We start from the raw sequence: 12,024 nt of genomic DNA on the forward strand, positions 1-12,024 counted from the left end.
ACGTCGGTCGCACAATTTTTAATCATCGCGACCGCCAACAACAATGACCATAAGGATTACAGCTATGGGTTTTCTTTCCGGTAAGCGCATTCTGATTACTGGCGTTGCCAGTAAACTTTCCATCGCCTACGGTATTGCGCAGGCGATGCACAAACAGGGCGCAGAACTGGCTTTCACCTACCAGAACGACAAACTGAAAGGTCGCGTGGAAGAGTTCGCTAAAGAACTGGGTTCAGACATTGTTCTGCCGTGCGATGTGGCAGAAGACGAGAGCATCACTGCCCTGTTCACTGAACTGGCAAAAACCTGGCCGAAATTTGACGGCTTTGTTCACTCCATCGGCTTCGCCCCGGGCGACCAGCTGGATGGCGACTACGTGAACGCCGTTACCCGTGAAGGCTTCAAAATCGCGCACGACATCAGCGCCTACAGCTTTGTGGCGATGGCCAAAGAGTGCCGCGCGATGCTGAACCCGAACGCAGCACTGCTGACCCTCTCTTACCTGGGTGCAGAGCGCGCTATCCCGAACTACAACGTGATGGGTCTGGCGAAAGCGTCGCTGGAAGCCAACGTGCGTTACATGGCGAACGCGATGGGTCCGGAAGGCGTGCGTGTTAACGCCGTGTCTGCTGGTCCAATCCGTACCCTGGCCGCATCAGGCATCAAAGATTTCCGTAAGATGCTGGCACACTGCGAAGCGGTAACCCCGATTCGTCGTACCGTTACCATCGAAGACGTAGGTAACTCTGCGGCCTTCCTGTGCTCAGACCTGGCGGGTGGTATCACCGGTGAAGTGGTGCACGTGGATGGCGGCTTCAGCATTGCCGCAATGAACGAGCTGGAACTGAAATAAGTTCTGCGGGCGAGCCAGGTGCTCGCCCTTTTTCTTTTCTCTCCCCGCCTTATAGCCACACGCTATTAATTATTCCCCATCATTCTTTTGCCGTGGACAGCCGTTCAGCGACGATAAGCTAGCCCTTGAGTGGCGATGTGCTTTTCAGATTTGCCCGTTGTGCACTCAGTCCGTTTTTTGCGAAAGGAATGACCATGGAACACCGCCGTTCTCCCGGCCATGACCACTGGTTTTATGAAAGCCAGACTCGCCCGCATACGTCCGCTGCTGCTCCCCTGGTTCCCGAAGCCGCTCATATTGATGACCGTTTTCTGCTCGGCCTGCAGCAGGAAGCCAGTGCACTGCAGCCGTTGCTGCAGCGCTTTCAGCCAGTGCTACAGGTGGCACGCGACCTGAGCCATACCCTGCTGCCTGATGTGGTCAGCACCTCGCTGACCCACACGCTAACGCTGTACGATCGTCTCAGCACCGCACTCACGGTGGCGCAGGTGGCTGGCGTGCAGCGGCTATGTAATCACTACTCGGCGCGGCTTAATCCGCTGCCGGGACCGGATTCTTCGCGCGAAAGCAATAATCGTCTGACGCAAATCACGCAGTATGCGCGCCAGCTGGCGATGCAGCCTGAGCTGATTACCGCCAGCAGCATCAGCGCGCTGGATGCGGTAGGCCTGACTGAACCCGATATCGTTACGCTCAACCAGCTAGTAGGCTACGTCAGCTACCAGGCGCGCGTGGTCGCCGCGCTTCAGGCGATGATGGGCCTGCCGGTGCGCTGGATCCCTGGCGTCACGCCGCCCGCCGACGCCGATGCGGCGCTGTTCAGTCAGGCTGCTGCCTGGCAGCATGCCATCAAGCCGGTTGAGCTGCGCTATGCCAGCGCTGACCAGCTGGCGGCGGTGACCTTTTGTCAGGGTATGGCCGGACTCGACGACGCTGTCTGGCTGCTGGTGCACGATGCCCAGGCGCTGTATGGCTGGGCGACGCTGCGTCAGCGGCTTGAGGCTTATGGTGGGGAAGAAGAACAACTGGCGCAGGCAGTCAGCGCGCGCGTACTGGGCTGCCGACGCCAGTTCGCGCAGCTGGCGAACGGCTGGAGCACGCGTCTGCTGCACGATGTGGATCAGGCCAGCGATGACAGCCTGACGCAGCAGGTGATCGCGCTGAGCGCCCAGCTTACCCGGCTGCCGGAGCGCTTCAGTGCCGCCCATCTGCAGCCGCTGTTAAACGCGGGCTGGGGCAGCGAGCGCCTGTTCACGCTGATGCAAGCGGTGGCATTTGCCAGCTGGCAGGATCGACTGCTGATGGCGCTGGGCGAAGCGCGCTAATCCGCCAGGTGGCGTCGTGCCTCGTCAAAGAAGTGCTGTGACAGCGGCGACGCCCTGCCCGGCTCAGCAATCACCAGCGCCGCCTGACGTCCCATCGGCGCGATATCAATCGGCCGGCGCGCCAGATGGTGCAGCATTTCCGGTAGCAGATGGCCGCAGGGCGACACCATGACGCCCAGGCCCACCTGCGCACTCTGAATCAGCTGCATCACCGAGGCGCTTTCCACAATCACCCGCGGCAGCACGCCGGTTTCACGCAGCTGTCCGTCGAGATAGCGGCGGAAATAGCGCGTGGGCTCGGCGAGACACAGCGGCTGGCTCGCCAGCGTGTGCAGCGACAGCCGCTCATGCTGCAGCAGCGCCGGGAAGTGATCAGGATGGAAAATGGCTTCGACGCCGCGATCGTTGAGCAGCGCGGTCTGGAAATGCAGTTCCCGCAGTGACGTCAGCTCAAAAAAGCCGATACCGCCGTCCACGGTGTGGCTGTTAAGCGCTTCCAGCAGTTGATCGGCGCTCATGGCGGAAACGCGATAGTCGAGCTGCGGATAGCGCGCTTCCACCGCTTTCAGTAACGCCGGCAGCGCCACGCTGCACTGCGGCATCACGCCCAGCCGCAGCGTGCCGTTGACGCCGTGTTTGAGCGACTCCACTTCCAGCTTCAGTCCCTGATACACCGAAACAATTTCGCGCGCCCACGTCAGCACGCGTTCCCCTTCCGGCGTGAAGCCGTCAAAGTTGTTGCTGCGATTGATCAGCGACAGCCCCAGCTCACGCTCAAGGTTTTTAAGCCGCATCGAGAGCGTGGGCTGGCTGACGAAGCTGGCCTCCGCCGCGCGGCCAAAATGGCGCTCGCGCTCCAGATTGCACAAATAAATCAATTGCTTGATGTCGATTTTCTTATCCACCGTCGAATTTTTATCGCGTTATGGTAGCAAAACTCGTCGCGCCTCAACGCGCACTCAGCGAAGAAATTTCTGCGTTGTCAGGCGGATTGATCAGGCGGATAGCGGGTGATGTATACGCGGAGACGCGGCGGGTCGCCACCGGCCGCGCCCCGCATGATTAACGGTACCGCCTGGCATCAGGCGACGCCGAGTGCTGTTTTCACCTCGTTAGCGATCTTCTCGACCTGCGGCCCGTAGATCACCTGCACATCGTGCTCGCTGACGCGATTAACCCCGTTAGCGCCGGTCGACAGCAGCGTTTGATCCACCACTTCTTTCATCTCTTTGACCCGCACGCGCAGGCGTGTGAAGCAGCAATCGACGTCCTCTATATTGGCCTCTCCGCCCAGCCCGCTGATGATCACGCGGGTGCGTTCATCCGCCGCCACCTGCTGCGGTTTGGCTTCCTCTTCGGATTCGCGCCCCGGCGTTTCCACCTGCATCCGGGTAATCACTAGGCGAAAGCCCCAGTAATAAACCGGCGCATAAATGGCGCCCAGCACCAGCGTCCACCACCAGTGGGTTTTGCTGCCGCCGAGAATGCCAAACACCAGCAGATCAATCGCGCCGCCCTGCACGTTACCGATCATCAGGTGCAGCATCGACATCAGCATAAATGACAGGCCGGTCAGCAGCGCGTGCATCACGTACAACACCGGCGAGACGAAGATGAAGCAGAACTCCAGCGGTTCTGTGATGCCGGTGGTAAACGAGGTCAGCGCGCCGGCCAGCACCAGCGCTTTGACCCGCTGTTTATGTTCAGGTTTGGCGGTGTGATAGATGGCCAGCGCGGCGGCGGGCAGACCGAACATCATCACCGGGATTTTGCCCTGGGCGAGAAACTGCGTAGCGGTACGCACGGTGTCGTCCGGAATCGCGCCGGGATGGGTCAGCGAGGTGTTGAAAATATTCAGCGCGCCGACGATGGTCTGGCCGTCCACCGTCGCCATGCCGCCAATCGGCGTAAAGCGCACGGTTTCATTGAGGATGTGATGCAGGCCGGTCGGGATTAGCAGGCGCTCGCAGGCGCCGAGCAAAAAGGCGCCGTACTGACCGCTTTTACCGATCATCTGGCCGACCCACGCAATGCCCTGGCCGATGGTTGGCCAGATAAGCGCCAGCAGCACGCCCGTCAGCGGCAGCACCACCACCGTCACGATGGGCACAAAGCGACGCCCGCCAAAAAAGCTGATCGCCGTGGGTAACTGCTGGGTATAGAAGCGGTTGTGCAACATCACAGTGAGCAGGCCGGCAATCACCCCGCCCAGCACGCTCATGTTGTAGGTAAAAATGCCGAGCATGTCGATGTACTCGGCTGACGTCATCATGGCGCTGGTCTGGTCCATGCCCGCCTGCTGCAGCGCCTCGGGCGTGGTGGTGGCCGCCGTCAGCCCTTTCGCCGCCAGCGTGGCGCTGATCCCCACATTCATGGCGATATAGCCAATCACTGCCGCAAACGCGGCGGTGGGTTTCTCCGCTTTGGCCAGCCCAATTGCGCTGGCGACGGCAAAAAATACCGGCAGGTTGGCAAACAGCGCGCCCGCCACTTTACGAATAAAACCGATGATCAACTGCGGCACCTGCAAACTGGCGAATGCTTCACCGGTGATCGCCGGATTCTGCAACGCGGCGGCCAGACCGAGAAAGATACCGGCGGCAGCAATGACGGAGATCGGCATCATTAAGGCTTTGCCGAATGCGTGAACCTGACTGGCAAGTTGCTTCATGGAGCGCGCCCTTTTGCTAACGTAAAGAGCAATTATTAGCCACTATTTGGCCGCACACTTACCCGCCGGCGCGCGGCAGCGGATAATTTATGATGCCGATCACGCTTTTACCCCTGCCGCGCGATAAACGTTAACTATCGCACCATTAAGTCAATCAATTAGACAACTTTTGCCGTCAGTCGCACACTTCTCACCAACAGAAGTCATATTCTGATAACAATTCATAAACAATAAGCCTGCGACTATCATGAAATTTAAACGTAAGATTCAGCCCTATCGTGCCGCTGCGGGCGGCTGGGGCTCGCTGGAAGCCACCACCCGTTTTGTCCTTGACAGTAAAGCCGCCCTGAAAAACATGCGTAACCTGATGCGCATGAACAAAGCGCGCGGCTTTGACTGCCCGGGCTGTGCCTGGGGCGATGATAACAAGAGCACCTTCAGCTTCTGTGAAAACGGCGCGAAAGCCGTGACCTGGGAAGCGACACGCCGCGTCGTCGAGCCAGAATTTTTTGCCCAGCACAGCGTCAGCACCCTGTATCAGCAGAGCGACTATTTCCTTGAGTATCAGGGCCGTCTGACCCACCCGATGCGCTACAACAGCGCGACCGATCACTATGAGCCGATTAGCTGGGATGACGCCTTTGCGCTGATCGCGCAGCATTTGCAGGCGATGGATCATCCGGATCAGCTGGAGCTGTACACTTCCGGTCGCGCCAGCAATGAAGCCTCGTGGCTGTACCAGCTGTTTGGTCGCGTGCTGGGCACCAACAATTTCCCTGACTGCTCCAACATGTGCCACGAAGCCAGCGGCACCGGACTGAAACGCAGCATTGGCGTCGGTAAAGGCACCATTCGCCTGGACGATTTCGACCATGCTGATGCGATTTTTGTCTTTGGTCAGAACCCCGGCACCAACCATCCGCGCATGCTGCACAGCCTGCGTCACGCCGCCGATCACGGCGCCAGAATCGTGACCTTCAATACCCTGCGTGAGCGCGGCCTGGAACGTTTTGCCGATCCGCAGAAGCCGCTGGAAGTGGTGACGTCGATGGCCGGCAACATCAGTTCCGCCTATTATCAGCCTAACCTCGGCGGCGATATGGCGGCGGTGCGCGGCATGGTCAAAGCGCTACTGGAAGAGCAGCGTAAACGGCTGGCCGCCGGTGAAAAAGGCATATTCGATCAGGCCTTTATTGACGCCAACACCCAGGGCGTTGAGCAGTATCTGGCGGCCGTCGATGAGACCCGCTGGGAACAGATTGTGCAGCAGTCGGGCCTGAGCGAAGCGCAGATTCGCGAAGCCGCCGCCATTTACCAGAGCGCCGAACGGGTGATCATCACCTGGGCGATGGGCATTACTCAGCACAAACACTCGGTCGATACGGTACGGGAAATCGTTAACCTGCAGCTGCTGTTTGGCCAGCTCGGCAAACAAGGCGCGGGTCTGTGTCCGGTGCGCGGCCACAGTAACGTGCAGGGCAACCGCACCATGGGCATCGACGAGAAACCGTCGAAAGCGTTCCTCGATGCACTGGGCGCACATTTTGCTTTTGAACCGCCGCGCGAACACGGTCATAACACGGTTGAAGCGCTCAACGCCATGCTGCGTGATGAAGTCAAAGTGCTGATTGCGCTGGGCGGTAACCTCGCCGCGGCGGCGCCGGACTCACCGGTTACCGAAGAAGCGCTGCAGCATTGTGGTCTGACGGTACACATCAGCACCAAGCTGAACCGCAGCCATCTGGTACCGGGTCACGAAGGCCTGATTCTGCCGACGCTGGGCCGTACCGAGCGCGATCGCCAGGCCAGCGGCAACCAGTTCATCACCGTGGAAGATTCGTTCAGCATGGTGCATGCCTCTGAAGGTGTCGGCATTCCGCTGGCGGAAACGCAGCGTTCGGAAACAGCCATTGTGGCCGGTATCGCGCACGCGACGCTGGGCAGCGACCACATCGACTGGCTTGGCATGGCCGCTGACTACAACGTCATTCGCGATCACATTGCGGCGACCATCCCCGGCTTCGCTGATTTTAACCGTCAGTGTGATATTCCCGGCGGCTTTTACCTCGGTAACGCTGCCGCAGAACTGCGCTTCAATACGCCATCGCGTCAGGCAGAATTCAGCGCGGCGGCACTGCCGACCTCGCTGTTCCCGCAGCTGGGCAATGACGTTGAAGTGCCGTTCACGTTGCAGACGCTGCGCTCGCATGACCAGTACAACACCACCATTTATGGCCTGGATGACCGCTATCGCGGCGTATACGGTCAGCGTGAAGTGGTGTTTATCCATCCGGACGATATGGCGTCCCTTGGTTTCAGCGAAGGGCAGCTTGTTGATATTGAAACCCTGTGGAATGACGGTCTGACGCGTCGCGTCAGCGGCTTTAAGCTGGTGCCGTATAATATTCCGCGCGGTAACCTCGCCGCCTACTATCCGGAGACCAATCCGCTGGTACCGCTCTCCAGCTACGGTGACGGCAGCGGCACGCCCACCTCCAAATCGGTACCGGTGAAGCTGGCGCTGACCGCCGCCGCGCCCACCCAGCGTATCGCCTGAGTTCTGTGCGTTACCAGAAAGTAAAAAGCCGCGTAAAGCGGCTTTTTCGCCTGTTTTAGCCTTGCCGCGCGGACCTGATTCGCGTAAAACTGTCCACCGCTCTTAGGCCACGAAACTAAATATATTATGTTCCAGGATAACCCGCTGCTCGCGCAGCTGAAAGAGAAGCTTCACGCGCAGACCCCGCGCGCCGAAGGTGTTGTGAAAGGCACGGAAAAAGGCTTTGGCTTCCTCGAAGTTGACGCTCAGAAAAGCTACTTCATTCCCCCTCCGCAGATGAAGAAAGTGATGCACGGCGACCGCATTTCCGCCGTGATCCACACTGATAAAGACCGCGAGAGCGCGGAGCCGGAAACCCTGATTGAGCCGTTCCTGACGCGCTTTGTCGGCCGCGTGCAGAAAAAAGATGACCGCCTGTCTATCGTGCCGGATCATCCGCTGCTGAAAGACGCGATTCAGTGCCGTGCGGTGCGTGGCCTGACCCACGATTTCCAGAACGGTGACTGGGCCGTGGCAGAGATGCGCCGCCATCCGCTGAAAGGCGATCGCGGTTTCTATGCCGAACTGACCGAATTTGTTGTCACCGCGGACGATCACCTTGCGCCGTGGTGGGTCACGCTGTCGCGCCACAATCTGGAGCGCGAAGCGCCGGAAGTGGGCTTTGGCGAGATGCTGGACGAACAGTTGCAGCGTGAAGATCTCACCGCGCTGAACTTTGTCACCATCGACAGCGCCAGCACCGAAGATATGGACGATGCGCTGTATGTTGAAGAGCTGGCAGAAGGTAAGCTGGCGCTGACCATCGCCATTGCCGACCCGACCGCTTACGTTGCCGCCGGCAGCGAACTTGACCAGCTGGCCTCCAGACGCGCCTTCACCAACTATCTGCCGGGCTTTAACATCCCGATGCTGCCGCGCGAACTGTCAGATGATGTCTGCTCGCTGCGCCCTAACGTCAGGCGTCCGGCGCTGGTGTGTCGCGTCACTGTACTGCCGGATGGCAGCCTGGCTGACGATGCCCACTTCTTTGCCGCGTGGATCGAATCCAAAGCCAAGCTGGTGTACGACGAAGTGTCGGACTGGCTGGAGAACAGCGGCAGCTGGCAGCCGGAAAATGACACCATCGCGCAGCAGATTCGCCTGCTGCATCGCCTGTGCCTGGCGCGCGGCGAGTGGCGCCAGACGCACGCGCTGGTGTTTAAAGATCGCCCTGACTACCGCTTCGTGCTCGGTGAGAAAGGCGAAGTGCTGGATATTATTGCGGAACCGCGCCGCATCGCTAACCGCATCGTGGAAGAAGCGATGATCCTCGCTAACGTCTGCGCCGCTAAAGTGCTGCAGGAGAAGCTTGGCTTCGGTATCTACAACCTGCACACCGGTTTCGACCAGGCGAACGCGGAACAGGCGGCTGGCGTGCTGGCTGGTCACGGTATCACGGTTGATCCGCAGGCCATTACCACGCTGGAAGGCTTCCGTCAGCTGCGTCGTCAGCTTGATGCGCAGCCAACCCAGTATCTCGACAGCCGCATTCGTCGTTTCCAGAGTTTCGCCGAAATCAGCACCGAACCGGGCCCGCATTTTGGCCTCGGCCTCGACGCCTACGCGACCTGGACGTCTCCGATTCGTAAATTCGGCGACATGATCAACCATCGTCTGCTGAAGGCTATTGTGCGCGGCGAAAGCATTGCGCGGCCACAGGATGACGTGACCCTGATCATGAGTGAGCGTCGCCGTCTCAACCGCATGGCCGAGCGCGATGTCGGTGACTGGCTGTACGCACGCTTCCTCGCGCCGTTTGCCGGCACTGACCGCAAATTCAGCGCGGAGATCATCGACGTTTCGCGCGGCGGTATGCGCGTGCGCCTGCTGGAGAACGGTGCGGTCGCCTTTATCCCTGCCCCGTTCATTCACGCCGTGCGTGACGAACTGGTGTGCTCGCAGGAGAGCGGCACCGTGCAGATCAAAGGTGAAGTGGCCTACCGCGTGACCGATGTGATTGATGTGACCATCGCCGAAGTGCGCATGGAAACACGCAGCGTGGTGGCCCGTCCGGCCGCCTGAGCATGAAATCGTGCGGGATAACAGCCGTTATCCCGCATTTTTCCCCGCCTGCCTGAACAGTTGTTAAATTTGTTTCCCGCTTCACACTTCTGATTCGATTCCCTGTCGTTAACAATTCATTACATTACTTTTAACTTGTTGTATTCCGATCGCCTTTTTCCCGGTCCCTACAAGGAGTTAACTCATGAACAACGTCAGAACCGGATTGATCTGGTTAGCGGTGGCGTTAATTGGTGCGGCTGCGTTCGCCATGCTGGCGCTCAGTCGCGGCGAGCACGTTAATGCCGTCTGGCTGGTGATCGCCTCCGTCGCCTGCTATAGCATCGCGTATCGCTTCTACAGCCTGTTTATCGCCAGGCGCATTTTTGAGCTGGACGACCGGCGTCGCACGCCGGCAGAGCGCTTCAATGACGGGCTGGACTATGTTCCCACCAACAAGTGGGTGCTGTTTGGCCACCACTTTGCCGCGATCGCCGGTGCCGGTCCGCTGGTCGGGCCGATCCTGGCGGCGCAGATGGGTTTTCTGCCCGGCACCATCTGGATTCTGGTCGGCGTGATGCTGGCCGGCGCGGTGCAGGATTTTCTGGTGCTATTTATCTCCACGCGCCGCGACGGTCGTTCGCTGGGTGAGATGGCGCGCCAGGAACTGGGCTCGTTCGCCGGCGTGGTCACCATGCTCGGTGCGCTCGGTGTGATGATCATTATTCTCTCCGCGCTGGCGCTGGTGGTGGTGAAAGCGCTGGCTAACAGTCCGTGGGGGCTGTTTACCATCGCCGCCACCATTCCGATTGCCCTGTTCATGGGCGTGTATATGCGCTTTCTGCGCCCGGGTAAAATCGCCGAAGTGTCGATCATCGGCTTTGTGCTGATGATGGCGGCGATCATTTACGGCGGTGACGTGGCGGCCGATCCGTACTGGGGACCGATTTTTACCCTGAAAGGCACCGAGCTGACGTGGGTGCTGGTGATCTACGGTTTTGTTGCCTCGTCGCTGCCGGTGTGGCTGCTGCTGGCGCCGCGTGATTACCTCTCCACCTTCCTGAAAATCGGCGTAATCATCGGGCTGGCGGTGGGCATTCTGTTCGCCATGCCGGAACTGAAGATGCCGGCGGTGACGCGCTTTATCGACGGCACGGGGCCGGTGTTCTCCGGCGCGCTGTTCCCGTTCCTGTTTATCACCATTGCCTGCGGCGCGATCTCCGGCTTCCACGCGCTGGTGTCGAGCGGTACGACGCCAAAACTGGTGGAGCGCGAAAGCCATATTCGCTTCATCGGCTATGGCGCCATGCTAATGGAGTCCTTTGTGGCGATCATGGCGCTGATTTGTGCCTCGGTGCTCGATCCTGGCGTCTACTTTGCCATGAACTCACCGGCGGCGCTGATTGGCACCACGGTGGAGAACGCATCTCAGGTAATTAATGGCTGGGGCTTTGTGGTGACGCCGGAGATGCTGAGCGGTATCGCCGGCGAAGTGGGCGAAAGCACCATTCTCTCCCGCGCCGGTGGCGCACCGACGTTTGCCGTCGGGATGGCGCATATCATCACCGAGGTGTTTAACAGCCGCGCGATGATGGCGTTCTGGTATCACTTCGCCATTCTGTTTGAGGCGCTGTTTATCCTCACCGCCGTGGATGCCGGTACCCGCGCCTGCCGTTTTATGGTGCAGGATCTGGTCGGGACCGTGGTGCCTTCGCTGGCTAACAACCGCTCGTGGCTCGGGAACATGGCCGGTACCACCGTGGCCGTGGCGGGCTGGGGTTTCTTCGTGTATCAGGGCGTGGTCGATCCGCTCGGCGGCATCAACACCCTGTGGCCGCTGTTTGGCATCGGTAACCAGATGCTGGCGTCGATGGCGCTGATCCTCGGTACCGTGGTGCTGTTCAAAATGAAAAAGCAGCGTTACGCCTGGGTGACGATTGTGCCCACCGCCTGGCTGTTTATCACCTCCATGACCGCTGGCTGGCAGAAAATTTTCCATGAAAAACCGTCAATTGGTTTCCTCGCGCAGGCCAGTAAGTTCCGTAAAGGTCTCGATGAGGGCGTGATTATCGCACCGGCGAAAACCGTGGCCGACATGCAAACCATCGTGTTCAGCAACCAGATCAACGCGGCGCTGTGCGGCTTTTTCATGCTGGTCGCGGTAACCATGCTGATTGCGGCGTTCTTCGTGATCCGGCGCGCGCTGCGCAGTTCAGTGCCGACCACCCATGAGTCGGACGTGTCACTGCGTCAGGAGGTGCGCAATGTCTGAGGCCATTTTACGCTGGAAAAAGCCGCACGCGGGCTGGCAAATTCAGCAGTGCTTACCGCTCGCTGCCCGCGCCCCTGCCGCGCCGCGCTCACGCTGGCAGCGTCTGTGGCAGGGATTACAGCAGAGCTTCCGGTTAATGGTGGGCGTGCACGACTATCAAACTTATCTGAAGCATATGCGCGAAAAACATCCGGAACAGCCCCCCATGGATGAGCGCGCCTTCCATCGTTACTGCCTGGAGGCGCGTTTTCCCAGCCAGGCGGGTAAACTCGGCAAGTGCCCGTGCTAACCTTTCAGCCCCGGAAT

General features: G+C 59.6%; 8 protein-coding genes. 6 read left to right on the forward strand and 2 right to left on the reverse strand.

Features of this window, described 5'->3' with window-relative positions:
- The first annotated feature begins 64 nt into the window (after positions 1-64).
- Both fabI and CBW22_RS15950 read left to right on the forward strand, forming a co-directional pair.
- Positions 65-853, forward strand: a complete 789-nt coding sequence (gene fabI / locus CBW22_RS15945) for an enoyl-ACP reductase FabI (protein ID WP_021505963.1) — start codon at positions 65-67, stop codon at positions 851-853.
- A 194-nt stretch (positions 854-1,047) separates the two neighbouring features.
- Entirely contained in the window at positions 1,048-2,178 is a 1,131-nt protein-coding gene (locus tag CBW22_RS15950; protein WP_088517168.1) for a CMD domain-containing protein, read from the forward strand.
- Here the strand turns inward: CBW22_RS15950 and CBW22_RS15955 are convergent.
- Both CBW22_RS15955 and CBW22_RS15960 read right to left on the reverse strand, forming a co-directional pair.
- A complete protein-coding gene (locus CBW22_RS15955; RefSeq protein WP_058758655.1) occupies positions 2,175-3,071 on the reverse strand; it encodes a LysR family transcriptional regulator in 897 nt (298 codons plus the stop codon). The genes CBW22_RS15950 and CBW22_RS15955 overlap by 4 nt on opposite strands.
- Positions 3,072-3,259: 188 nt before the next feature.
- A complete protein-coding gene (locus CBW22_RS15960; RefSeq protein ID WP_088517169.1) occupies positions 3,260-4,849 on the reverse strand; it encodes a PTS transporter subunit EIIC in 1,590 nt (529 codons plus the stop codon).
- A 247-nt stretch (positions 4,850-5,096) separates the two neighbouring features.
- Between CBW22_RS15960 and CBW22_RS15965 the strand changes: the two genes are divergently transcribed.
- The 4 genes from CBW22_RS15965 to CBW22_RS15980 all read left to right on the forward strand — a co-directional run bounded on the left by CBW22_RS15965 (position 5,097) and on the right by CBW22_RS15980 (position 12,007).
- Complete coding sequence (locus CBW22_RS15965) at positions 5,097-7,406, forward strand: FdhF/YdeP family oxidoreductase (protein ID WP_058771283.1); 2,310 nt, start codon at positions 5,097-5,099, stop codon at positions 7,404-7,406.
- A 126-nt stretch (positions 7,407-7,532) separates the two neighbouring features.
- Positions 7,533-9,467 carry an exoribonuclease II gene (locus tag CBW22_RS15970; protein WP_088517170.1) on the forward strand — a complete coding sequence of 645 codons (1,935 nt, stop codon included), beginning with the start codon at positions 7,533-7,535 and terminating at the stop codon, positions 9,465-9,467.
- Positions 9,468-9,651: 184 nt separating this feature from the next.
- The gene (locus CBW22_RS15975) at positions 9,652-11,718 is read left to right on the forward strand and encodes a carbon starvation CstA family protein (protein WP_059012964.1); all 2,067 of its coding nucleotides are present in this window, start codon (positions 9,652-9,654) and stop codon (positions 11,716-11,718) included.
- Positions 11,711-12,007, forward strand: a complete 297-nt coding sequence (locus CBW22_RS15980) for a YbdD/YjiX family protein (protein ID WP_088517171.1) — start codon at positions 11,711-11,713, stop codon at positions 12,005-12,007. The genes CBW22_RS15975 and CBW22_RS15980 overlap by 8 nt, the downstream gene beginning before the upstream one ends.
- The last annotated feature ends 17 nt before the right edge of the window (positions 12,008-12,024 follow it).

Origin of the sequence: Pantoea sp. VS1, assembly GCF_002207995.1 — a bacterium.
GTDB classification, from domain to species: Bacteria; Pseudomonadota; Gammaproteobacteria; order Enterobacterales; family Enterobacteriaceae; genus Pantoea; species Pantoea dispersa.